Here is a 24,021-nt window from a genome sequence, read left to right as displayed (position 1 = left end):
CGCTCGTCCATGCAGATCCTGCCCGGCGGCACGGCCACGTTCCTGCTGCTGTTCGGCCTGTTCCTCGGTGTGTTCGCGATCCGTTCCGCGCTGCGGCTGAACAGGGTGCTGCGGCTGGTGCGGCACGGCGAACGCGCCGAGGGGCGGTGCGCGGACCGCCGGACGGTCGACCGGGGTCCGGGCATGGACCGGAGCCACGCCACCGAGTACGTCTTCGCGTTCCGCACCCGTGACGGCCGCGACATCGAGTTCACCGACCACGCCCCGGGCCCGTTCGGCTTCGGGGTCGGGGCACCGGTCCGGGTGAGCTACGACCCGGCGGACCCGGCGCGCAGCGCCACGGTGGCCGGGCCGGGGGCGTGGGGGCCGGTGGTGATGCCCATGGTGTTCACGCTCGTGCCGGGGGCGTTCGCGGTGGGGCTGCTGCTGGGGTTCGCGGCACTGCGGGGCTGGCTCTGAGGCGCCCGGGTTCTGAGGTGCCCGGGTGCGGGGGCGCGGGTCTGAGCGGTGCGGACTTCGAGGGCGCGCGCTCGGGCGGGGTGCGGGGGCGGCTCCGAGTGGCGGGGCGGGCGGGGTGCGGGCGGAGGTCAGAACTTGTCGCGGTCGATCGGCAGCGGGAGCGGCGTCAGGGAACCGGCTTCCCGCAGTTCCCTGTTGGCCTCGACGATCGTCTCGTTGTCCGGCAGGGTCGTCCCGCCCCGGGTGAGGTCGATGACCAGGCCGCCCCCGGCTGTGGGGGTGTACGTACCGTCAAGGCCCCTGGGGGCCTGCGCCGCACGACGCGCGGAGAGGTAGACCGCCCGGCCGCACCGAGGGTGGGAATTCTGCAGATCGAATTGCTCGGCCACCGCGTCGTACTGGGAATCGTTGTACACCTGACCGGCGTCGATGTCCCATGCCTCGGCAATGATCCGCAGAATCTCGGGCGCCCGCCGGATCACTTCGGTCGATTCGTCCAACTCGCGCGATCGAAAGGCGAGCGAGATCGAATTCGTGACGTACGGCGACGACCCACCCGCGTGAATTGCCGTGGTGACGCGCAATTTCCCGGGGTTATGCGCCCAGAGGGAGGTCGTATAGCCGACCACATCGAGATCGGGCCCTTCGTTCTTGCGCTCGATGTAGTCGGCCAGCACCTCTCCCGACCTCGCGTCCGCGGACGGCAGCACCACAGGGTCGGACGCGTCTCCGCGCCCGGCGTCGCGCCAGTCGCCGAAGGTGGGACCATCCAGCTCCCTGAGCGCAGTGAGAGCCCTCGCCCATCGCCCGCCGATCTCCTGGACGTCCTCTTCTCGGACACCCCAAGTACCGTTGACGACGACATCAAGCACTGAACTCTCCCTCAGCCTTCGGAATTGCGCCCGGCGCCCACGTTCAACCGACGACGTCCCCTGGCGTGTTGATCACCTTAACGTCGATGTTCCGGCTCCGGAACATCTTCCGGGCCGCGTTGGCAACGTCGGGATCGGACAGATGCCATTCGACCGGCTTGCCCCGGGCGGCATCGAGCTGACGAGTCGCCTGGTCGGCCCAGCGGTTCGCGAGATCCTGCGCGAGTTCCCCGGTGTCGGTGTTGTAGTACTTCTTGCCCGTGTACCCGTACTTCGCCTCCAGGTACGTGCCCCGCGAGGCGTCCCAGCCGTCGAAGTCGACCGGCTTCCCGGTCAGCTTGTCCAGCGGGACCCGGTACTCCTTGCCCCGGCCCACCTTGGAGATCTGCTCCTGGTAGCGGGCGCCCATCTCGGTCGGGTAGTTCCAGACGCCGGGCTTGATCTCCTGCCAGTTGCCCGAGCCGCCGTCCTTGGCCCCGGCGGGCGGGTCCTTGAGGTCCTTGTACCAGGCCGGCTTCGGCTGGTTCTGGGCGTCCTGGAGGGCCTTGCGGCGCTTGGCCGCGTCCGCGGCCTTCTTCGCCTCGTCGGCCAGCTTCTGGGCCTCGTCGGCGGCGGACTTCTTCTCCGGGTCGACCTCGTCGCACTTGCCCATGAGGAAGCCCACGGGCACGGAGGCGGGCGGCGCGGCCACGAGGCCGGTGCCCGCGCCGGGCACCCCGATGCCCGTACCGCTGCCGTACGGCACCCGGAGGCGACCGCCCATGCCGACGGTGCAGCCCTTGAGACCGGCCTTCTCGGCCGCGTCGTCGGCGTGCTTCTGCGCTTCCTTCGCGGCCTTCTCCGCGGCCGCGACATCGCCCGCCTTGGCCGCCTTCTTCGCCTTGGTCGCGGCCTCTCCGGCCTTCTCGGCGAACTCGCCCAGCTTGCCGAGTTTCCCGAGCTTGCCCAGCTTTCCGACCTTGCCGACGAGCTTGCCCTCGCCGTATCCGGGAATGAGCAGCGAGCCGATGTTCCAGAGACCGGTGCCGATCGCCTGGCCCTCGTTGCCGTTCTTCCACATGTCCCGGACCTCGTCGCCGATGAACATGTCGTCGAGGACCTTGACGCCGGTGCCGCCGGACGCCTTGGTCCAGTCCCAGACCGCGCCGAGGTAGTCGCCCTTGGACCACTTGTCCCCGGCGTCCTTGGAGTCCTGGCTCCACTTGTCGCCGAGGCTCTTCCCGTAGTCCTTCAGGCCCTCCCACGCCTTGCCGGGGTGGAAGATCGTGTCGAGGGTGCCGGTGACGTCGCCCCAGAGCCCGTCGCCGACCAGGCCCTTGAAGAAACCGCCGGTCTGGTGCGCGGCGCAGGAGAAGAAGGCGCCGACGCCCGAGGTGCAGCTCTCACCGGGCTTGTCGTCGCCGCTGCCGCCGCCGTCGTCCTGGCCGTCGCCGCCGTCGGGCTCCCCGGAGGAGTCCACGTCGTCGCCGCCGTCGTCGACCTGGGTGGCGGTGTCGCCTCCGGTGCCGCCGGAGGCGGCCGAGCCGCCCGAACCGCCGTCGCTCCCGGAGCCGCCGGAACTGCCGTCGCTGCCGGAACTGCCCGAGCCTCCCGAGCTGTCGGAGCCGCCCGTGGTGCTGGTGCCACCGGCCGCGTCGGAACCGCCGGCGGTGTCGGAGCCGCCCGCCGTGTCCGTACCGCCGGAGCCGGAGCCCGACCCGGAGCCTGCCGGTCCCGAGCCCCCGGAGTCCGTACCGCCGGTGGCCACCGAGCCGCCCGTGTCCGTACCGCCGGACGCCGCCGTCCCGCCGGAGTCCTTGCCGTGTCCGGCCTCCACGTTGCTGCCGGGCGCGGGGCAGGAGCTCCCGGTGAGGCGGCAGATCGCGTCCTGCATCCCCCCGGTGATCTGGGCGGCGATGCCCGTGACGACGAGTCCGCCGATGAGGGCCACGACCACCAGGACCATGCCCAGGTATTCCATCGCGGTCTGACCGGCGTCGTCCCGACGCCACTTGATCATGCGCGCGATGCTGAACCGCCGGTGCGGCAGCCGCTGTTCGAGGGGCAGCTCGAACCACTCGCGCGAGCTGGCCCGGAACAGCAGGACGACGACGGCGACCGGCATCACCAGCTGGGTGACCCCGCGCCCGCTGCCCCCGCCGAGGGTCGCCAGCGCACCAAGGACAAGCCAGACGTGCACGGCCAGCAGCCCGCGCCAGACCCAGACGCCGCCGGTGCGCGCGTACAGCGAGAGCACGAACGCGAACACGCTCGGCAGCGCCGCGTACAACAGCAGCCCGAACAGCCGGCCGTCGACCTCGTCGACCGCCGAAGCCACCGTGAGCACGCCGATGCCACCGAGGGCGGCGGCCGCGAAGAGGAGCCGTACGAGGATCAGCACCGCCTGCAACGGACGCGGCAGGGAGTGCCGGCCCCCCTGTCGGCCCATGGCGACACCCCCGCCGGCGACTCCTCCGCCGGCACCGCCCGAAACCGCAAATCCGCCTATGCCAGACACGACGAGTCCCCCAGCTTGCCGGTGTACGGCCACAGTTCAGCCACTCCACGCATCCGACCACACCGGCACCCTTCGGGGCATGGGCCTCAGGACCCAATGCAAGGCTCAAAGTTGCCGATTACGACGGAAGCCGCGGAGCGACGGGCGTCAGGAAGCAGGGGAACCGGGGTCCACACCGCTACCGGACGGGCACCTCGCTCCCGAACAGCATCCAGGGCGACTGGTCGTACGAGGCCACTCCGGCCAACTGCGGCTGCATCGCCGCGATCTCGTGCCGGACGGCCAGGGTGTCCGGCCAACTGTCGAAGTACGTCGTCCCGTTGATGACGACACCGCTCCAGTCCGTCGCCACGGAGGCGCCCTCGCGGTCGACGACGAAGCCGATGCAGAGCACGGAGGCCCGGCCTATCGCCTCCCTGATCGCCCGCGCGGCCACCTCCTGCTCGTCCCGGGTCAGCCGTCCGAAGCCGAACTCCAGCGCGACGACACCGTCCCGCATCCGGCGGACGCGTGCGGGGACTCCGGAACCGCTGTTCACCCACAACAGGAAGTCGACCCGGTCGAGCCGTTGCAGTCCGGCCAGGAGGACGAGCTGTTCCCTGGTCACCCACGACGGGGTGCCCCGCGGGCCGGGCCCGGGACCGAGGAGCGTGACCCGCCGCGTGACCGGGTGGCTGAGCCGCAGCCCCGCCGCGTCGAGATCACTGAAGAGCGACTCGGAGTCCGGGCGGCTCCAGCCGAGGTGGTACGAGTAGAAGAAACCATCACTCATCGACACATCACCCCATGCAAGAAAGGTGGAGCGTGCAGTTCCAGGTGCGTGCGGGCACGCCCGGCAGGGCGCCCGTGCGGGGCGCCGGCCAGGTGGCTCACTCTTGGTCGTGCACGAGCCTAATGAGGCCCGTTCGCCGGGGCGTGGGCCCAGGGACCCAGGGGCGGGCCCCATTGGGCCGCGCTACGGGCGAGGACGGGACGCCGATGCGACGGGGGCGGGCGTCGCGCGACGCGGGCAGGCCTCCGCGCAACGCGTGCGGGCCTCCGCACGGCGGAGGGGGACGGGCCTCCGCACGGCGGGGGGGCGGCCTCCGCGCAACGAGTGCGGCCGAACAATGCGATGGACAGCGGGCGGCCCGTCGCGGATCGTGTACGCCGATGACACGCACCGATTCGCCTCCCGCATGGGACGAGCGCACCCAGTTGGCCACCTTCCTCGACTACGTCCGCGACACCGCACGCGCGAAGTGCGAGGGCGTCTCGCCGGACGACGCCCGCCGGGCCCCGCTGCCCGGCTCTCCCCTGATGACGATCGCCGGGCTGATCAACCACCTCAGCTGGGTCGAGTACCACTGGTTCGAGGTGATCTTCCTCGGCGGTGAGGACGAGGGGCCGTGGACGGACGAGGACCCCGACCGCGAGATGCGCATCGCGGTGGACATGCCGCTCGCCGATGTGCTGTCGCTGTACGAGGAACGGACCGACCGCTACCGCGCGTTGGTCGCCTCGCACGACCTGGACACACGGGCCGCGCTCCCGCGCCGCGACGGCACGCACCCTGATCTGCGCTGGATCGTCCTGCATCTGATCGAGGAGACCGCCCGGCACAACGGCCACCTCGACCTGATCCGCGAGATCGTCGACGGCACCACCGGCGTGTAGGGCCGGGACGAGGGCGAAGGCCGGGGCGGCGGACGGCGTGCGGGGCGCATCGCCTCCGCCGCTGTCAGCGGTCCGCCCCGCTGTCCACCCCGCTCCCGGCGCGGCACTCCGCGTCTGCCCGGCTGCGCGTCTGCTCGACTGCCCGGCTGGCCCGGCTGTGTGTCTGCCCGGCTGGCCCGGCCGCCTGTCCGAACAGCCCTCCGCCCGCCCGTCCGCTATCCCATCGCGGCGACGGCGGGTGCGATGTGCTCGGCGACCTGGTGGACGAAGCTGACCGGGTGCCGGTCGGGCAGCAGTTGGATCTCGCTGATGCCCAGCTCCGCGTACGCCTCCGCGTCGGCCAGGAACGCGGCCGGCCGGTCCAGCACCGGGCCGTTGTACATCACCGTCTTGGCGATGGCGTCGTAGTCGCGGTCCTCTGCGGCGCAGTGGGCGCGCAGCACGTCGAGTTTGCGGGCCACTTCCTCCTGGCCGGTGGCGAAGAGGTTGCACGCGTCCGCGTAACGGGCGACCAGCAGCAGGGTCTTCCGCTCGCCCCCGCCGCCGATCATGATCGGTGGGCGGCCGCCGATCGGCTCGGGCACGCACAGCGTCTCGGCCAGCCGGTAGTGCCGGCCGTGGAACGGGCCGTTGTCGTCGCTCCACATCTGGAGACAGATCCGGATCGTCTCCTCCAGCCGTTCGAACCGCTCGGCGACCGGGACCACGGGCACTCCGAGCCCGTACTGTTCCCGCTCGTACCAGGAGGCGCCGATGCCCAGCCTGGCCCTGCCGCCCGAGAGCACGTCGAGGCTGGTGACGATCTTGGCCAGGAGGCCGGGGTGCCGGTACATCACCCCCGTGACCATGAGGCCGAGCGTCATCCGCTCGGTCAGCGCGGCCACATAGCCGAGGGTGGTGTACCCCTCCAGCATCGGTTCGTCGGCGACGCTCCGCCCGGTCTCCATCTGGAAGTAGTGGTCCATCACGGTGAAGGACGCGATATCCGCCTGCTCGGCGATCCGCACCGACTCCGCGAGCGTGGGCGCGATGAGCGCGGGGTCGGCCGGTGTCGAGTAGTTCCAGTAGTGCAGGCCGAGCTTCATGTCCGGCCTCCACGGGCCGAGGGGGCGGGGCGGGCCGGGTTCCCGTACGAGCTCTCCATCGGCGTACCGCCTCCTGCCCGACGCACTCGACCACCGTGCGTGGTCGGCTGTCACGCTACGCGAGGCGGCGCGCGTCGGCACGTCGGACGACATGCTGGGGAACGCGCCGCGGGGCCGGGCGGGCCGTCTCTTCGCACAGTGGCCTCCGGGGGTCCATGCCCTCGCGGGCCGGGCGGGTCGTCTCTTCGCACAGTGGCCTCCGGGGGGCCATGCCGCATTCATCCCCGCGTCGATCGTTGCGGGCGAAGTGGGGACACCCTTCCCGTTTCTCTCTTCCTGCTCCTGTTCCCTCCACCCCGTCTCTACTCCCTCCCCACCGCCTCTCCCTCTCGCGCTCCAGGAGTCACCCGTGTCCGTACCTTCCACCGGCCTCCGCTCCGGCCCCGGCCCCGGCTCGCGGCCTGCCCTCGCCGCCGTCCTGTTCGACATGGACGGCACGCTGGTGGACACCGAGGGACTGTGGTGGCAGGTGACGCGGGAGGTGGCCGCCCGCATCGGTCACCGCCTCACCGACGCCGACGCCCCCGAGGTCGTCGGCCGGGCCGTCGCGGACACCGCGGCGCACCTGATACGGGTCACGGGCCGGGACGACACGGAGCGGGTGGCGGCGGAGCTCGGGGACGAGTTCTTCCGCCGGGTCGACGCGGGCGCGCCCCTGCGCCCCGGTGTCCAGCGGCTGCTGTCGCAGCTGGAGGCCGAGGGCGTCCCGTTCGCCCTGGTCAGCGCCTCTCCGCGGTCGGTGGTCGATTCGGTGACCCGGGGCGCGCTGGCGCATGTGCCGTTCGCGTTCACCCTCTCGGCCGACGACACCGTACGCACCAAGCCTCACCCGGACCCGTACCGGGCGGCGGCGGAACGTTTCGGGGTGCCCCCGGAGGTCTGTGTCGCCGTCGAGGACTCGCCGGACGGCGCCGCTTCGGCCGAGGCGGCGGGCTGCACGCTCCTCGTGGTGCCCTCGCTGCTCCCCGTACCGCCCTCGCCGCGACGGATCTTCGCCGAGAGCCTCGCCGGGATCGACGCGGCGGACCTGCGCCGCTATGTGGCGCAGGGCCCGCGGCGGGAGAGCTGACCCCGGCACCACCCGCACACTCCCCCGACGGCTCGGCACCCTCCACACACTCCGCACGCCCCCCGACGGCTCAGTCCCGCCCCCCCCCGGCACGCTCCTCCGATGGCCGCGCGCGGCATTGCCCGGACCGTCGCACCGATCGTTCACCGCAACTCCGCACCACGGCTTGGATACCTCAACTATCTTGCCTTCGTGGACCAGTTGATCGCCGAAGATCCCCCTCGCATCGGCCCCTACCGCCTGATCGCCCGCCTGGGCGCGGGCGGCATGGGTCTGGTGTACCTCGGCCGTTCGGAAGCCGGGCGGACCGTGGCCGTGAAGGTGGTGCAGGCCGAATACGCCCAGCACCCCGAATTCCGCAGGCGGTTCGCCCGTGAGGTGGCGGCCGCCCGGCGGGTGGGCGGGACGTGGACGGCGGCCGTGCTCGACGCCGACACCGAGGCGCGGGTGCCCTGGGTGGCCACCCAGTACATCCCCGGCCCCGATCTCACCACCGTGGTCGCCAAGGACTTCGGGCCGCTTCCCGAGCACTCGGTCCGCATCCTCGCCAACCGGCTCGCCGCGGCCCTGGAGTCGGTGCATGGGGCGGGGCTGATCCACCGCGATCTGAAACCGTCCAATGTGCTGGTGACGGTCGACGGGCCGCGGGTGATCGACTTCGGCATCGCGCGCGCCATGGACAGCCTGGCCGGGGACAGCCTGCACACCCGCACCGGGATGCTGATCGGCTCCCCCGGGTTCATGTCGCCCGAGCAGGTGCGCGGACTCGAACTCACCCCGGCCAGTGACGTGTTCTGCCTGGGAGCGGTCCTCGTCCACGCCTCCACCGGCCGCCTGCTCTTCGGTGCCACGGAGACCGGTCTGAACGCGCACCTCTTCCGGATAGCGGAGGAGGAGGCGGACCTGACCGGCGTACCGGAGTCGCTGGTCGACCTCGTACGCGCGTGTCTGCACAAGGACCCGGCACAGCGGCCCACGCCCGCCGAGGTGGCCGCACGCACGGCCGCCGGTCAGGACGGCGAGTGGCTGCCCGGCAGGGTGCTCGCCCAACTCGGCCGTCATGCGGCCCAGTTGCTCGAATTCGCCCCGGAGACCAGGGCCCCGCGGCCGGACCCGCGCATCCCGGCCCAGCCAGGGCCTTCCGACCCGGCGGAGCCGGTCCCCCCGCAGCCCGTGTACACCCCGACGACCCCGGCGGGCGGGCCACCGCACGCCGGGCCCGGGGCGCCCGGTCCGGCGGCCCCTCCGCACCCGGCCGGTGCCCCGGCCCCGCATCCCACCCGGTGGCGGGTCCTGGGGATGGCCTCGCTGGCGCAACTGCTGGTGCTGATGGGTACGACGGTCACGAGTGCCGCGCTGCCGTCCATCTCGGTCGCCCTGGGTGTCTCCGCCACCGACGTCCGCCTGCTCTCCACCGTCTACATGCTGGGCTTCGGCGTACTGCTGCTGTTCGGCGGGCACCTCTGTGATCTCCTGGGCCGCAAACGGGTGTTCGTCATCGGCTCCACCGGTCTCGCGGTCGCTTCCGCCATCGGCGGCCTCGCCTCCTCCAGTGGACTGCTCATCCTCGCCAACGCCCTTCAGGGCATGTTCGCCGCGCTGCTCTCGGTCTCCGCGCTGGCCCTGGTGTCCGCCGGATTCGCCGACCCGGCCGCCCCGAAGGAACGCGGCAGGGCCTTCGGGATCTACGCCGCGGTGGCCGGCGGCGGCATGGCGTTCGGTGTGTTCGCGAGCGCATGGCTGACGGAGGGGCTGAGCTGGCGCTGGTCGCTGTACGCGACCGCCGGGCTCGCCCTGCTCCTCACGGTCTGCGCGGCCCCCCTGCTGCACGACCCCCGTCCGGTCCGGGCTCCCGGCCGCGCCGACGTGCCGGGGCTGCTGCTCGGCACCGCCGGGCTCACCACGCTCGCCTTCGGCCTCGACCGGGCACAGGTGGTCCACGACGGCGTCCCGGCCGGTGCGGGCGGCTGGATCACCCCGCTGCCCCTGACGCTCCTCGTGGCCGGCGCCCTCCTGCTGACGGGGTTCGTGCGGCGGCAGAACGGTTCGCCCGGCGCGCTCGCCCCGGCGCGCCTCTTCAGGGACCGTGACCGGGTGGGTTCCCTCCTCGCCCTGGTCTTCCTCGGTCCGGGCCTGCTCATCACGTTCCTGATCCTGACCAGATACCTCCAGACGGTCCGCGGATACTCCGTGGCCGGGAGCGGCGCGGCCCTGCTGCCCATGGCCGCGGCGGCCGCCGTCTCCGCCACTCAGGTCGCCGCCCGTCTGGTCCACCGGGTGGCGCCCCGCGCCCTGATCGTGCCGGGCCTGCTGCTCACGGCGGCCGGTCTGGCGGTCCTGACCGGGATCGACACCGACAGCGCGTACACCGCCCAGGTGCTGCCGGGCACCCTGCTCATCGGTTTCGGTGCCGGGCCGGCCCTCACCCCGCTGTTCACCACCGCGACCGGCGGTCTCGCCCCGCAGGAATCCGGCGGGACCTCGGCGGTGGTCCTCGCAGCCCAGAGCCTGGGCGGCTGGGCCGCCTGGCCCCTGTTCGGCACCGTCCTCGCCTCGGCGGTCGCCGCCCGGCTGTCCGGCGCGTCGGACCTTCCCGCGCCACTGATCGAGGCGGCCAGGGCCGGTGTCCCGCTCAACGGGCACAACCTGCCGCCCTCGTTCTCCGGCGCCCTGAAGCAGATCGACGCGGCGGTCACGGGCGGGTACTCCGACGTCCTGTGGTGGACGGTCGGCCTCACCCTCCTCGCGAGCCTGCTCGCCGGTCTGCTGGTCACGGCCGGGGCCCCCGTGGACCGCGCCGCAGTAGCTCCCAACGGTCAACCCTGAGAGCCGAGTTGTGCGTCACAGGCACCGAGAGCGCAGCCCCTGCCCTCTCGGTGACCTGGAGGAAAGACGCATGACGCAACGTGCTGCCCGTATCTCCTCACTGCTCGCGCTGGCGGTGACCACGGCCGTGGGGGCGGCGACGCTCGCCCCGCCCGCACTCGCGGCCCCGTCACCCCGCGCGGAGCGGGCGCCGCACGACCACGCGGCGACCCGCGCCGCACTGCGCGACCTGGTCGAGGAGGGCGGCCTGCCGGGGGTGGCCGCCCAGGTGCGCGACGGCGGGGAGAACTGGTACGCGACGGCCGGTCACGCCGACACCGCCACCGGCCGCGAGCGCACCCCCGGCGACCACTTCCGCGGGGCCAGCATCACCAAGACGTTCATCGCGACCGTGCTGCTCCAGCTGGAGGCGGAGGGGAGACTGAGCCTGGACGACAGTGTCGAGTCATGGCTGCCCGGACTGGTGCACGGCAACGGGTACGACGCCGACCGGATCACCCTGCGCAGCCTCCTCAACCACACCAGCGGCATCGCCAACCACACCTCGGACCCGGCGTTCGTGCACGACGCCGCGGGCCCCGGCTTCCCGGAGCACCGGTACGACACCCACACCCCGGAAGAGCTGGTGGCCGTCGCGCTGAAGTACCCCCCGCAGCCCGATCCGCAGAAGGCGCCGCTGTACTCGAACACCAACTTCGTGATCGCCGGGATGGTCATCGAGAAGGCGACGGGCCACTCGTACGCGCAGGAGGTCACCCGCCGCATCATCCGGCCGCTGGGCCTGCGTGGTACGTCGTTCCCCGGCACGTCGCCCCGGATGCCGGACCCGCACCCCGTCGCGTACTCCCGCTTCCACCAGGACGCCCCCGACGCCGAGATCCACGACGCCACCGAGCAGAACATGACCTGGCTGGGCGCGTCCGGCGACGTCATCTCCACCACCGGCGACCTCAACCGCTTCCAACACGCCCTGCTGCACGGCAGGTTGCTCCCGGGCGCGCAGCTGAAGGAGATGCTCGACGAGATACCGTCCGGCGACGGCACCGGTTTCGGCCTCGGCCTCGAATTCGCGCAGCTGTCCTGTGGCGTGAAGGTGGTGGGCAAGAGCGGCCGTACGAACGGCTCGCTGTCCGCGATGGTGGGCACGCAGGACGGGAAGCACCAGTTGACGTTCAACATCAACGGCGACTGGCTGGAGAACGGCGCGCTCTACGTGAACGTGATCGAGGCGGAGTTCTGCGGCGCGGCCCCGACCGCCACGGCAAAGGCCACGCCTTCGACGGCGTTCCTCCCCGCCGCGACCCACGGACCGGCACGCCGAGCGGGCGGGCCGTCGCACTTCGACGTGTCTGCGGCCGCGCGGTGAGCGGGCGCGGCCGGGTCCGGACCTCCGAATCCCGCGCATCTCCCGCTCCCGGTCAGTCGACGAGATAGTGGGCTTCGATATAGGCGACGGTGGAGTCGTACGGCTCCCCCACCGGTTTCAGCGCGTACCGGCGGAAGACCTCGGCCGTGGCGCGGCGGGCCCCCCGGTTGCGGGCGTCGGCGTTGTCCCACGACCGGGCGAGGGTACGAGTGACCACCAGGTCGATCTCCTCGGCGAGGCTGCCCTCCGTGACGGTGAGGCCGCCCTGGGCACGGTCCTTGATGAGCCGTGACAGGACGCCCACATGGTCGTCGTCCAGCACGACAACGGCCTCGTCGGGGTGCTTCTCGGCGTCCACGATGGCGCGGGCCACACGGAGTGCCTCGGCCAGGAACTCCAGGGCGTCCTGAGCGTTCCGCACGATCCGGTCCCGCAGCTGCTTGATCCGCTCCGCCAGGGCGGTGTACTTCGCGGACCCCGGCTCGACGCCCTTCTCCAGCGCGCCCTTGATCTGGTCCAGGATCGCCGCCGCGGACGGCGGTGTCCTGTCCCCGCCGTCGTCCTTGCCGGTCTTGGGGCGCACCAGGGCCAGCAGGTCCTTGAGTGCCGCGATGCCTTGGGCGTCGAGCACGAGGGCTTCGTCCGGGGAAGCGACCACGGAGAAGGAGTGGACGTGGGCGTTGATGATCTCCAGGACCAACGGCCCCAACTCGCCCAGCCGTTCCTTCCGCTCCTCGTCGGAGGACCCCTTGAGGAGGGTCCGGTACACGGAACCGAACAGACCGAAGCCGTCCTGGTACTTCGCCACCCGCTTGTCGGTATTGATGAGCGGGTACAGGCGCGCCAGGAAGCGGTAGTCCTTGGTGAACGCCTCGGCCGCATCGGGGTCGGCGTCCAGGAACGTGTTGATGGCCCGCAGGGACGCGTATCCGTGGGCCGTGAGATCCAGCCCGTCCACGTCCACGAGCAGGTCCTCCACACGGGCGAAGGCGGTGCGGAATTCGGCGACCAGCTCGGACAGGTCGGTGACGAACCCGCCGCCCCTGCTTCCGCCCTCCGAGGTGGGGTCGACCACGGCCCGCTGGACCTCCCCCGCCAGACCGATGTAGTCCACGACCACGCCGATGGTCTTCACGAAACCGGTCGGGGACACCCAGGTGCGGTTCGGACGGGTGATCGTCTGGAACAGGGTGTGGGCCTTCAGCGGCCGGTCCAGGTAGAGGGTGCCCTCGTTGGGGGCGTCGAACCCCGTCATCAGCTTCGCGGTCACCACCAGGAAGCACAGCGGGTCGTCCGGGGTGAGGAACCGCCGCTTCTGCTCCTCCTCCTCGGTCTCCGAGAGCTGGTACGCCCGCATGGCGGGGTCTTCGTCCTTGGCGTCCGAGACGGAGATGTTCACCTCGGCGGTGATCCGCTCGTGCTTCCCGATCCCGGCGAGCACCCGCGACGCTTCGTGGCCGGCCAGCAGCTTGTTGATCCTGTCCGTGTACGCCACGGCCAGTTCGCGGTTGAAGGCGACGACCTGGGCCTTCAGGCCGTTGCGGTAGGCGCCGGCCAGATAGTGGTCCACGATGTCCTGGCAGACCGCGTGGATGCGGTCGGGATTGGCGAACACCGAGGTGAGGCGCCCGAATTTACGGGACAGGGCTTCACGGTCGGGGTCGTCGAGGTCGTAGTCGTCGGCGAACTGGTCGAACTCCGCCTGCAGTGCCTGGTCGGCCAGTTCGAAGTCGACCGGGTGCGAGTCGAGCATGACCGGCACGGTCGCCTCGTCCAGCAGGGACCGGGACACCGAGTACCGGTGCAGCACCCTGTCCGGGTCGCGCTCCTCACCGAAGAGGGTGAACGTGTCGGTGGCCAGGTTCCGCACGGGGGTGCCGGTCATGCCGAAGAACTTGGCGTTCGGCAGCGCGGCACGCATCTGCCCGGCCAGGGAGTTCGACTGGGAGGACTGGGTGCGGTGGGCCTCGTCGACGAGCACGATGATGTTGCCCCGGGCCGAGAGGTTCTCGCCCGCGTCGGCGAACTTGTGGACGGTCGTGGAAATGACGCCGCGTACGTCGCCGGTCAGCAGGGACCGCAGCTCCCGGCTCGTGCCGGGCTGGTGGAAGCAGGCGTCCCCCATGGCGGAGGTGAACACCCCGGAGGTCTGCCGTACCAGCTGAGCACGGTCGGAGAGCAGGATGATCGTGGGTGAGTCGGTGCGGGTGTCGGTCAGCAGCAGCGCGGCCGCGAACACCATCAGCAGCGTCTTCCCGGATCCCTGGTGGTGCCAGATCAGCCCCTTGGTCCCGCCTTTCAGGACACGCTCATGGATCAGGTGCGCGGCCTCCATCTGCGGGTAGCGGGGCAGGTACTTCTTGTCGGCCCCGCCCCCGGAGGTGTCGAAGAGGGCGAAGTTGTCGAGCATGTCCAGGACGGTGACCGGGTTCAGCAGCAGTTCGACGGAGCGCCGCACATCGCCCTGTCCGGACAGCTTCTCGTCGTCGGTGGACCGGAACGGCTGCCACAGGTTGACGGGCGCGCCGGCGGCGCCGAAGCGCAGCTTCAGCCCGTCGGACGCCACAGCGAAGACATTGGGGGTGAAGAACCACGGGTACTCGGCGGCGTACACGTCATTGATCTGCCGGGCGGCGTCGGTCCACCCCGACTTCGAGGTCGGCGACTTCACCTCGACCACGACGAGGGACAGCCCGTTGACCCAGTACACGAGGTCGAACCGGCGGGAGGTCTTGCCGGGGACCGTGATGGTCACCTCGTCCGAGACGACGAGGGAATTGGCGGCCGGGTGTTCGAAGTCGATGATCTTCAGCGCGTGCCAGACGCCGTCGTCGCCCCGGAACTCCTTCCGCCCGCGCAGCAGGTTCAGAACCCGCTCGTTGGCCCGTACCAGGCTGCCGTCGACGTCGTTGACGATCGCCGCGATGTTCTCCACCACGGCGTCCACATCGAACCCGTCGATCACCCCGGGGTTCAGCCGTACGAGGGCGTCTCGCAGGTCCGACGGCACGATCGTCTGCGTGGTCTTGCGCGACAACGCCCGTCCCTCGGTGAAGCTCCAGCCCAACGGGAGGGACCACTGGATCATCAGATCCTTCAACTCACGCTCCCGAATGCCCTTCGCCACGGCTCAGCCCTTTCACTCGGTGGTGGAGTCGATATCGATGGTGCGGTCCAGCAGCCCGGACAGCAGGCCGGCCCGCGCCCTGCGCAACCCGGCGGCTTCGTCACGGATCACCGCGATCTGCTCCTCGATGGCGTCCAGGGCCTCGGCGGTCCGTCGCTGCTCCAACCGGGACGGGACGGGGAGGGCCACCGACAGGAGCTGGTCGGGTTTGAGCCGCTTGCGGCGCTGTACGGTCCCGACGACCCTGCTCTCCATCTCGGCCCACAGCCGAGGCGTCCGACAGACATGTCTGACCCATCCCGGCACGATGTCCTCGGCCAGGGTGAAGGTGGGGAACTCATTGCTCGCGACGAAGCCGTCGAACTCCGCGGGAACCACCGTGATCGGCCCCTCCCAGGCAGTCAGCTGCCGCATCACCACCTGGTTCTCCCGAAGAACGTTCATCGTGGCGTACTCGGTGTCCGCACCGTCGAACTCGCCTTTGTCCACCAGTCCGTTGCCGGCGCTGAGCACTCCGGCGAGGCGGTAGACCGTTCCCGCGACCATCGGTGTCCGTGCGATGTCGAGGCGCATCGCTTCGCCGAGCGGCCGCGCCGCGGCCTCATCGCCCCGGGCCGTGCGCCAGAGCAGTGTCGTCGCCGCCCGGTAGACGGCCGCCAGCGCCCCCGCCTCCGCATCGAGTGCGGTGATCTGGCCGTCGACGGCGCCGATGACCTCCACGATCCGCTCCTGCGCGGGCAGCGGCGGGAGCGGAACCCTGAAACTCCTCAGCGCCTTCGCCGTGATGCTGGAGAACATCCCCGGACTGGAACGCGTGAGAAGCTCGGTGGCCGAATCCTGGATCGCGAGGCGGAGGTAGGCCGTCGTGGCCCGGTCGGTGGACGACACGGCCGCCAGGCCCCGGCCGATGGCCGTGCGCTCGACGGCGAAGTTCGTGTCGCCGACCGGAGCCCTCACACTGACCAGGAGGTCTCCCGGCTCGGCCACCTTCAGGGGAGCGCTGCACCACTTCACCGGAGCGGGCCGGTGCTCACCGAACTCCGCGCTTCCCTGCAGGAACGGCAGGCCGTGGCCGAGCGAGTTGTAGGTGTCCCCCGGCGGCGACGAGCCCATGACGACCGTCGAGGCCTCGCTCAGCGCCGCCTCCCCCCACTCCCCACGGTCACTCATCGAAGCCCTCGATGCCCGCCGCCGCGAGCACTTCGAGCATCCGCTGCTCGGCCTTCCGCCGCTCGGCACGGGCGAGGTTGTAGCAGTCGATCACGGTGCCGAGGTCTTCCTGCTCGGCGACGGTCCGCCTGATGTAGCGGCCGATGGTGAGATCGTGTCCGTTCGCCGCGATCTCCGCGGTGGGGACGAACCGCGACGCGAGACCGCTCCCGCCGGATCCCGAGTCGGGCTCCGCGTCGTCCGAGCCCGGCTCCGGGTCGCGTTCCGGGCCGTAGGCGCTCACCACGGCGGCGATGTCCGCTTCGGTCAGGACGTTGCGGTTCCTGGCCCGGGTGAATCCCTTGGAGGCATCGATGAACAGCACCCCGTCCCGGCGTCCCTCGCTCTTGGTGCCGGGGGCTCGGAACACGAGGACACAGGTCGCGATCGTCGTGGTGTAGAAGAGGTTCGCGGGCAGGCCGATGACCGCTTCCAGCAGGTCATCGTCCAGGACGCGCTTACGGATGGCCGCTTCCTGGCCGCCCCGGAAGAGGACACCGTGGGGCAGGACCACGCCGGCGCGCCCCTTCTTCGGTTTCATCGACGCGATCATGTGCTGCACGAACGCCCAGTCCGCCGCCGACTGCGCGGCGACCCCACCGATGGCGCGCGGGTCGTTGCTCCAGGGCTTCCACTTCAGGCTGTACGGCGGGGCGGCGAGGACCACGTCGAACTGCGCGAGAGACCCGTCCGGCGTCTTGAAGCGCGGGTCCTTCAACGTGTCGCCGACCTCGACCTGGAACTGGGTCAGGTTATGCATGAAGAGGTTCATGCGCGCCACACCGGCCGTGTCCGGCGCGGCCTCCTGCCCGTAGAGATCGAGGGTGTACTGGCGTCCGCCACGGGCCTTCAGAAGGTTCACGGAAGCGATCAGCATGCCGCCCGACCCGCACGTGGGGTCGTACACCGACTCGAAGCCCTTGGGGTCCAGGAGTTCCACGATCAGCTCGACGACGTCCCGTGGTGTGACGAACTGGTAGGCGCGGGTGCCGGACCCGTCGGAGAACCGCTTCAGCAGGTACTCGTAGGCCCCGCCGAGCACGTCGTGGGACATGTTGTCCTCGTGCATCTTCGGGGTGCGGTCCATCGCCTGCATGACCGCTGCCAGCACCTCCGTCGACAGCACCTCTTCGGACGTCCAGGTCATGGCCCCGAAGAGACGGGGGAACTTGTCGGGGTTGGCCGTCTCGATGGCCTGCAAGGAGGCACGGACCCGTTGGCCGAGTCCGGACTGGGTGATGGTGGCGAGGACGGACGACCAGGAGGCGCGTCGCTCCAGGAGGGTGCCAGGACAGATGAACGGGATCTCGAACGACTGGTAGTCGCGGTACTCGATCTCGTGGGCCTCCTCGGGGGAGAGATCCACCCCTTCGTTCTCCACCAGGAACTGCTGGTGCTGGTGCTCCCAGGTATCCGACAGGTACTTCCAGAACATGAGCGGGAAGACGACCGAGGAGTACTGTGCCTCGGCCATCACGGCGCGCAGCTCGTCGGCGGCGTCCCACAACCGGCTCTCGATCTCCTGCTGCGTCACTGCCATCAGTCGGGGGGTGTCCTTGCTGATCGAAGGGGGCGATCCGGGGACCGTTGCGGCTCTACCAGTCATCCTATTTCGGACACGCCCGACACCTGCACACAGCTCTTGGCCTGCCGAAGGGCCGCCGCGCGGGCGACTCGCCAACGGTATCCCTCTCCCGGGCCATGAAATACGGCAGTTGGGCCACCGAGGCCACACCTGTTGGGTCGCTCGGCCGGGCAGCCACCCTCTGCACCCTCCGACCGCCGCCCATGCGGTCTCCCCGGCCACCAGAGGCCGTCAACGGCACCGCTCGCCCGTCGGTCTGCCGGCATGCCGCGGTGCGTCCGGCCCCGGCCCCAAGGCCGACAAGGCCGAGCACCGGCGGTGAGCGCGAGGGCCCGGCCCCGCGACGCGCCGATGCGCTCGCGGTGCCGGGCCCCTGTTGTGGCGCGGTTCCTCAGGAAGACGTGCCGCGCGGGAAGGAGACCTCCACGCGGCGGTTCTTCTTCCGTCCTTCTTCCGTGCTGTTGTCGGCGATCGGGTACTGCTCGCCGTAGCCACGGATCTCGAAGGTGACGGTCGATCCGAGATCCTTCACCAGCACCGCCTGCACCGCGTTGGCGCGCTGCTTGGACAGCACGTCGCCGTGGGCCGACGAGCCGAGGTTGTCGGTGAAGCCGAAGACGCGCACCTTGGTGGCGTTCTGCTTCTTGATCTCGGCGGCGATGGCGGCGATACGGGAGTTGGCGGCGGAGCTCAGCTTCGCGCTGTCCTTGCCGAAGAGGACTTCGGCCTGGAGCGCGAACTTGATGCTCGCGTTGCTGTCCTCACGACGTTCCTCGCCGCCCATGTCCTCGACGACCTGGATGATGTCGAGAACCTTCGCGGGAGCCAGCGTGGCACCGTCGACCATCTTCAGGTCGGGGTCCTTGCCGTCCACCGCCACCGGCGGAGCCGCAGACGCTTCGGTACCCGGCGGAACGCTCGGTCCGTCGTCGGCCAGGGCAGCCGACGCGCCCATCACCGATGTGCCGGCCATCAGCACCACCGTCGCAATGGCCATGCCTGTCAGCCGAACCGGACCGCGTCGCTTGCAGGTGTGTGTCATCTCGCCCGTCACCCGGAGATCTTCAGCGACGTGGTGGCGAAGGTCGGCAGGTTGAAGTCGACCTCGGTCGTCTCGGCGGGCGGCGCCGGGAACTGCATGAACACCGGTACCGATGCGCCGGGTTGTACGGCGGACATCCCGGTCGTGCACAGGCAACGACCATCGGTGTCCCGGAGGATGTAATAGCGCTTCTTCCCGGCCTTGTCCACGAGCGTCGCACCACCGACGGAGTTCAAGTTCTTGCTGACGATGGCGGCCTCGCCGCCGGCCCAGGCGGACGGGTTGACGACGGTCTGACCCTGGTTCTTCAACTCGCCCTGGACCGTGACGAATCCGCCGGAGTCCCGCTTCACCTGGTTGACGACCAGCAGCATGTTCTTGTCGCCCCTGGCCTCAGCGAGCTTCACATTCGGGTCCACATTCTCCCCGGCCGCGGTGTCCTCCTGCTTCTTTCCCTTGTCCTCGTCGGAGGACTTCGGAGACGCGGGGGAGGACGGCGAACCGGTGTCCTTCGTCCCTCCGCCGTCGTCGGCACCGCAGCCGGTGACAGCCAGGGCCAGTGCCGCTGCCATCGAGACGGCTGCCACTGCCCTTCGGGACTTGATGGAGCGCCGAATGCTCATCGCTTCTGATTCCTTTACTCGTCGTTCACTGTCAACTGTCGACCAGGTGCACGTCAAAGAGAATCTTGCTCACCTGTTCCCAGGGCGGGGGGCTGCTCGGACTGATTGCGAGCATCTCTCCTCCCCTGCACGTGAAGAAGTACATGTCCTGGACGGTGTCGTCGTCGTAGTCGACGGACCTCCACTTGGGGCAGCGCCACTCGATGACGGCAGTGGCGTGCCCGTTGGCGAACGTGCGCCTCATGCCGGGAACCACGGACTTGCCCACGGGCTTGAGAGTCTTGACGTCGACCCTGATCTCGTCGCGCTCGCCGCCGGGCGTCGCGATGCAGCCGGGGCCGGTGAGCTTCGCGTCGTTCTCCGCTGCCATCGCATGCGCCGCAGGGCACCCGGTGACCGGGTGCGCCTGAAGGAACAAGTCCAACATGCTCTCGGGAAGTGAAGCGATGAACGGACCCTCGAACTGCCTGCGGGACTCCTGGGCAGCAGCGAGCGCAGCAGCGTCCGCTGCGCCCTGGGCTCCGTTGCGCAAGGCCGCAGCCTTGCCGACGGTAAAGAAGGCAAACGCGAGGAAGAGCAGGCCCGCCACCATCACGACATAGATGGGGAAAGCCTGCCCTGCCTCGCCGCGGAGTTTCGCGATCATTAGCCGGCCTTGATCTGCGACACCAGGTCGGAGATCTTGCTCGAGATCGAGCCGCCGATGCCGGAGGCCGCGATCGCGCCGATGATCGCCACGACCACCAGGATGATGCCCAGGTACTCGAACGCCGTCTGGCCGCGGTCCTTGGCCTCGTAACGCTTCTGGATGGCGCTGACGGCGGTGTTGGCCCAGCCGTTGACGCGGACGGCAGTCTTCAGGGTGATGTTCGACATGGTGTTCCCCTCCGGGTTCGGCCGACCGGAAGCCGGCCGACTCGCAAGTTTCTTGGGTGTCGCCCGCGGTACCGGCTTCCTCCTGGCCGGTGCCGCTGGCGACATGAGAAACATACGGCGACGCGCCCCGCTCGCCGGAGGGTCCCAGGGCCCATTCCCGGGCCCAAAGCGTCAGTTGGGTCTGTGGCACCGATACGCGCGTCCGGGCCCCACGCCCCACGCGCACCGTCACGGTCCTGCTCCCGGTCGGCCGCTCAGCCACGGTGACCACCGGCCTCGCGCGCTCCTTGCCCCGCCGAGGGGGCCGTGCCGAGCCAGCGGGCGATGGCCTCGCTCCGGCTCGCACTGTGCAGCTTGGTGAAGATGCGGTTGATGTGGTTCTTGACCGTCTTCTCGCTGATGAAGCAGGTGGCGGCGATCTGCTGATTGCTCATGCCGGACGCGATCAGCTCCATGACCTCCACCTCCCGTGAACTCAGCCCGTACTGCTGCCTGTTGAACGTCACGCCCGGTTCCCCGGTCATGGAAGACTGTGCCACAACCGGTTGCAGATGCGAAAGACCCTGGGGTGCTCGAACGGGTCGCGGCGCAGGTGGAGACGGTTCGGGCTTGGGTATGTGTGCAGGCGCACCGTGTTGCTGAACGGAACTCGGGGGGTGGCTGTCGTATCCGGGGCCCTGATAAGGAACGCCCGTGGTCAGAGCCGTGCCGAGCCCCTCGGGGAGGGGCTGTCCCTGAGGTCCGGGCCCCTGGCGCATATGGGCGAGGAGGGCGTTGGCGGCGGTGGCCGTGAAGTGGGCCCGGCCGTCCTTCGTGTCGCGTACGGCCTGCACCAGCTGGTCGGCCGTGAACTCGCCGTGGACCAGGTAACCGCTCGCGCCGAGGCGCAGCGCCTCGTGGACGATCTCGTTCTCACGGCTGTAGGTCAGCATCATCACGGGTGCGATCCGCACGAGGTGCGGAAGGGCGGAGATGCCGTCCACGCCGGGCATCCGGACGTCGAGCAGAACGACGTCCGGACGGTGCTGGACGGCCATGTCGTAGGCCTGGCGGCCGTCCGCGGCCTCCGCCACGACCTCGATGTCGTCGCGGCCGGAGAGCAGGACGCCGAGGCCGGCCCGGACCACCGGGTTGTCGTCGGCGACGACGACCCGCAGGGCGCCGGGCACGGCCATGGGTGCCGCCGCGGGGAAGGGAGGTATGGGCTCGGATGCCGCGGACTGCTGGGGGACGGGGAACCCCTGGGAGCTGGGTTCCGAGTTGAGCGGGGTGATGTGCGAGGACGTGTGCTGGGACGCGTGGTGCTGTGCGGCCCGGTTCTGGCCCGACGCGCGGGAGATGTCGTCCGGCATCTGCGACCTCCTCTCAGGTGTCAATGGGGGGTGAGGGTGGAAACGGAGCTGTTCAGCCGGGCTGCTCGGCGCCGGAGGTGGCGAGCAGCGCGGCGATCGGGAGTTCCAGGCGGACCTCGGTGCCCTTGGTCGCCTTCCCCTTTCCGATACGGATGCGGGCCCCGATGGACGCGGCGCGCTCGACCATGCCGACCAGGCCGAAGTGCCCGGCGCGCCGGAGGTCGTCGAGCGTCGTGCCCGGGGGCAGGCCGCGCCCGTCGTCGTACACGCTGACGCGCAGGACGTCGCCCTTCACACCTGCGAGTACGACGAGGTAGGTGGGTTGTGCGTGACGGTGGGCGTTCTCCATCGCTTCGGAGGCGATGGTGAGCAGCTGGCGGGCGACGGCCTGGGGGACCTGCGGGATCGGGGCGTCGTCGAGCAGCCGGAAGGCGGCGGTGAGTCCGTGCCGCCGCGAGAAGTCCTCGGCCCGCGCGCGGAGCTCACGTGCGACGTCCACGCCGCCGTCGAGTCCGGACTCGCGGCGCAGGTCGGAGAGGAGTTCACGGGACTCGGCGGCGGCCCGGCGGGCGGCGCGGGCGACCAGTTCGGCCTGGTGCTTGACGGTGAGCGGGTCCATCCGGTCGGAGGACACCGCCAGGCCGTCCGCGGCCAGGGCCAGGCCGTGCAGGGTCTTGGCCACCGAGTCGTGCATTTCCCGGGCGAGCCTGGTGCGCTCGCCCTCCACGGCCTCGCTGACGGCGAGCCGGGCCCGGGTCTCGGTGAGGGCCTGGCTGGCGGAGCCGAAGCGGAGGAGGAGATTACGCAGGGTCACTCCGACCGCTCCGGCAATCACACAGAAGCCGGGCAGGAGGAACGCCGTCGCGTTGGCGGGCTCCAGCTTCGGGTCCGTCCCGTACACACCGAGGACGATCGCGGTCTGGAGCGCCGCGAAGACCGCGGCGCCCCGCCAGCCGTACACCAGCCCGGCCAGGAGCGGAGTGCACACGGTGACGTAGGCCAGGGTCGATTCCGGCGAGGCGGTGACCAGCAGCAACGCGCCGAAGAAGGCGTCAATGCCGAGCAGCCAGGGATGGCGCAGCAGAACGGGGCCAAAGCGTTCCCAGTCGCGGAACAGCACGTAACTGCCCATGAAGGTGCTGAGAACGGCGGAACCGATCAGCCACGTGGCGAGACCCGAGGCGGTGTGGTCGATGGCGAACGGTGTGGCGATGGCGATCATGGCGAGCCTGAAGCCGAAGACCTGGCGGCACATCGCCTGGAGCGCGTTGAGCTGGATCGCGAACGCGGGGCGTGCACCGGGATCGGCAATCGCCTGACGCACCTGGGCGTTCAGTCCGGTCTGGATGCTGCCGAGCTGGAACGACATGAGCCTGTCACCTCCCTCCGACGGTTCTGCCCACCGTCCGCCTCGTTCACGTCATCCGCCCATGAGCGTGCTGAAGTCGACGTTGACTCCGTAGACGAATCCGACCGTCAGCATCACGAGCGTTCCGGGCAGCAGGAACGTGGTGACCGCGAAGGTCGCCTTGGGAACGGCCCTGGCCGCCTTCCGGCGGGCGTTCTGGGCGTCGGTGCGCCGCATGTCGTTGGCGATCTGGATCAGCGTCTCGACGATCGGCGCGCCGAGCTCCTCGCCCTGCTGGAGTGTGGTCACGAACATCGCGACCTGCTCCGAGTCATTGCGCTTGCGTAGCTGCTCGAACGCCTCGCGGCGGCTGACGCCCATGTCCATCTGGCGCAGGGTGATGCGCAGCTCGTCGGCCCAGGGGCCCTCGTACTTCTCGGCGACCCGGGCCAGGGCCTGCCGGAAGCCGAGGCCGGCGGAGACGACGACGGCGAGCACATCGAGGAAGTCGGGCAGCGTCCGGTCGATGTGGTCACGGCGGATGCGGACCGCGGACCAGATGCCGACCTCGACCCAGAACAGCCCGAAGGCGATCAGTACGAGGGAGAGGAAGATCTGCCCGCGGATGATCATCGAGAACGCACCGAGCAGGCCGAGTCCACCGTAGACGGCGCGACGGGCGGCGTAGCGGTCGATGGTCAGACCGCCCGGGTTACCCGCCATGTCGATCTGGTGGCGCTTCTTGTTGACCGCCTTGGGGCCCATCATCCTGAGCACCATGGGAGCCCAGCGCATGCCCAGGCGGTCGATGCCGGAGCCGACCGCGGTGGTGCGGGTCGAACCGACTTCCAGAGCGATGGCCAGGTCACCGGGGAGCTTCGCATCGGCCCGGTACATGCGGACACCCGCGATGGCGCCGAAGACCGCAAGGCCTATGACGCCTGCCAGCAGCAGATCCATGTGTGCGCC

General features: G+C 70.3%; 19 protein-coding genes. 5 read left to right on the top strand and 14 right to left on the bottom strand.

Annotated features, from left to right (window positions below):
- Positions 1-9 precede the first annotated feature (9 nt).
- On the top strand, positions 10-459 hold the full coding sequence (locus ACFVFH_RS07415; protein WP_383764675.1) for a DUF3592 domain-containing protein: 450 nt from the start codon (positions 10-12) through the stop codon (positions 457-459).
- Positions 460-587: 128 nt separating this feature from the next.
- Here ACFVFH_RS07415 and ACFVFH_RS07410 read toward each other — a convergent pair whose 3' ends face one another.
- The 3 genes from ACFVFH_RS07410 to ACFVFH_RS07400 form a co-directional block, all read right to left on the bottom strand.
- Positions 588-1,331 (bottom strand): Imm52 family immunity protein, encoded by a 744-nt coding sequence (locus ACFVFH_RS07410; RefSeq protein ID WP_383764672.1) that lies wholly within the window; start codon positions 1,329-1,331, stop codon positions 588-590.
- Positions 1,332-1,374: 43 nt separating this feature from the next.
- Positions 1,375-3,759 carry a Tox-REase-5 domain-containing protein gene (locus ACFVFH_RS07405; protein WP_383764670.1) on the bottom strand — a complete coding sequence of 795 codons (2,385 nt, stop codon included), beginning with the start codon at positions 3,757-3,759 and terminating at the stop codon, positions 1,375-1,377.
- Positions 3,760-4,006: 247 nt separating this feature from the next.
- A complete protein-coding gene (locus ACFVFH_RS07400) occupies positions 4,007-4,600 on the bottom strand; it encodes a hypothetical protein (protein ID WP_383764668.1) in 594 nt (197 codons plus the stop codon).
- Positions 4,601-4,980: 380 nt separating this feature from the next.
- Between ACFVFH_RS07400 and ACFVFH_RS07395 the strand changes: the two genes are divergently transcribed.
- Positions 4,981-5,484, top strand: coding sequence for a DinB family protein (locus ACFVFH_RS07395; protein ID WP_383764666.1), 504 nt, complete (start codon positions 4,981-4,983; stop codon positions 5,482-5,484).
- Between the two features lie 215 nt (positions 5,485-5,699).
- Here the strand turns inward: ACFVFH_RS07395 and ACFVFH_RS07390 are convergent, their stop codons facing one another.
- A complete protein-coding gene (locus ACFVFH_RS07390; protein ID WP_383764663.1) occupies positions 5,700-6,569 on the bottom strand; it encodes an LLM class F420-dependent oxidoreductase in 870 nt (289 codons plus the stop codon).
- Positions 6,570-6,978: 409 nt separating this feature from the next.
- Between ACFVFH_RS07390 and ACFVFH_RS07385 the strand changes: the two genes are divergently transcribed.
- The 3 genes from ACFVFH_RS07385 (at position 6,979) to ACFVFH_RS07375 (ending at position 11,890) form a co-directional block, all read left to right on the top strand.
- On the top strand, positions 6,979-7,698 hold the full coding sequence (locus tag ACFVFH_RS07385) for an HAD family hydrolase (RefSeq protein WP_383764661.1): 720 nt from the start codon (positions 6,979-6,981) through the stop codon (positions 7,696-7,698).
- Between the two features lie 192 nt (positions 7,699-7,890).
- On the top strand, positions 7,891-10,524 hold the full coding sequence (locus ACFVFH_RS07380) for an MDR family MFS transporter (protein WP_383764658.1): 2,634 nt from the start codon (positions 7,891-7,893) through the stop codon (positions 10,522-10,524).
- A gap of 70 nt (positions 10,525-10,594) precedes the next feature.
- Complete coding sequence (locus ACFVFH_RS07375; protein WP_383764655.1) at positions 10,595-11,890, top strand: serine hydrolase domain-containing protein; 1,296 nt, start codon at positions 10,595-10,597, stop codon at positions 11,888-11,890.
- Between the two features lie 52 nt (positions 11,891-11,942).
- On the opposite strand, the gene ACFVFH_RS07370 is transcribed toward ACFVFH_RS07375, so the two are convergent.
- From ACFVFH_RS07370 to ACFVFH_RS07325, 10 genes are all read right to left on the bottom strand, one after another.
- Complete coding sequence (locus tag ACFVFH_RS07370; protein ID WP_383764652.1) at positions 11,943-15,017, bottom strand: type I restriction endonuclease subunit R; 3,075 nt, start codon at positions 15,015-15,017, stop codon at positions 11,943-11,945.
- A 12-nt stretch (positions 15,018-15,029) separates the two neighbouring features.
- The gene (locus ACFVFH_RS07365) at positions 15,030-16,187 is read right to left on the bottom strand and encodes a restriction endonuclease subunit S (protein WP_383764648.1); all 1,158 of its coding nucleotides are present in this window, start codon (positions 16,185-16,187) and stop codon (positions 15,030-15,032) included.
- Positions 16,180-17,766, bottom strand: a complete 1,587-nt coding sequence (locus ACFVFH_RS07360; RefSeq protein ID WP_383764646.1) for an N-6 DNA methylase — start codon at positions 17,764-17,766, stop codon at positions 16,180-16,182. The genes ACFVFH_RS07365 and ACFVFH_RS07360 overlap by 8 nt, the downstream gene beginning before the upstream one ends.
- 436 nt (positions 17,767-18,202) lie before the next feature.
- Positions 18,203-18,808, bottom strand: a complete 606-nt coding sequence (locus tag ACFVFH_RS07355; RefSeq protein ID WP_383764643.1) for an OmpA family protein — start codon at positions 18,806-18,808, stop codon at positions 18,203-18,205.
- A 53-nt stretch (positions 18,809-18,861) separates the two neighbouring features.
- Entirely contained in the window at positions 18,862-19,476 is a 615-nt protein-coding gene (locus tag ACFVFH_RS07350) for a hypothetical protein (RefSeq protein ID WP_383764640.1), read from the bottom strand.
- Between the two features lie 31 nt (positions 19,477-19,507).
- On the bottom strand, positions 19,508-20,122 hold the full coding sequence (locus ACFVFH_RS07345; RefSeq protein WP_383764638.1) for a pilus assembly protein TadG-related protein: 615 nt from the start codon (positions 20,120-20,122) through the stop codon (positions 19,508-19,510).
- Positions 20,122-20,352 carry a Flp family type IVb pilin gene (locus tag ACFVFH_RS07340; RefSeq protein WP_383764635.1) on the bottom strand — a complete coding sequence of 77 codons (231 nt, stop codon included), beginning with the start codon at positions 20,350-20,352 and terminating at the stop codon, positions 20,122-20,124. Before ACFVFH_RS07340 ends, ACFVFH_RS07345 begins: the two co-directional genes overlap by 1 nt.
- A gap of 254 nt (positions 20,353-20,606) precedes the next feature.
- Positions 20,607-21,704, bottom strand: a complete 1,098-nt coding sequence (locus ACFVFH_RS07335; RefSeq protein WP_383764632.1) for a response regulator — start codon at positions 21,702-21,704, stop codon at positions 20,607-20,609.
- A 52-nt stretch (positions 21,705-21,756) separates the two neighbouring features.
- Positions 21,757-23,073, bottom strand: coding sequence for a sensor histidine kinase (locus ACFVFH_RS07330; protein ID WP_383764629.1), 1,317 nt, complete (start codon positions 23,071-23,073; stop codon positions 21,757-21,759).
- Positions 23,074-23,124: 51 nt separating this feature from the next.
- Positions 23,125-24,012, bottom strand: a complete 888-nt coding sequence (locus tag ACFVFH_RS07325; protein ID WP_383765574.1) for a DUF5936 domain-containing protein — start codon at positions 24,010-24,012, stop codon at positions 23,125-23,127.
- Positions 24,013-24,021 lie beyond the last annotated feature (9 nt).

It is taken from the genome of Streptomyces sp. NPDC057697, assembly GCF_042799335.1.
GTDB lineage: Bacteria > Actinomycetota > Actinomycetes > Streptomycetales > Streptomycetaceae > Streptomyces.
Note: the sequence above shows the minus strand (reverse complement) of the source record. Positions and strands in the feature narration are given on the sequence as shown.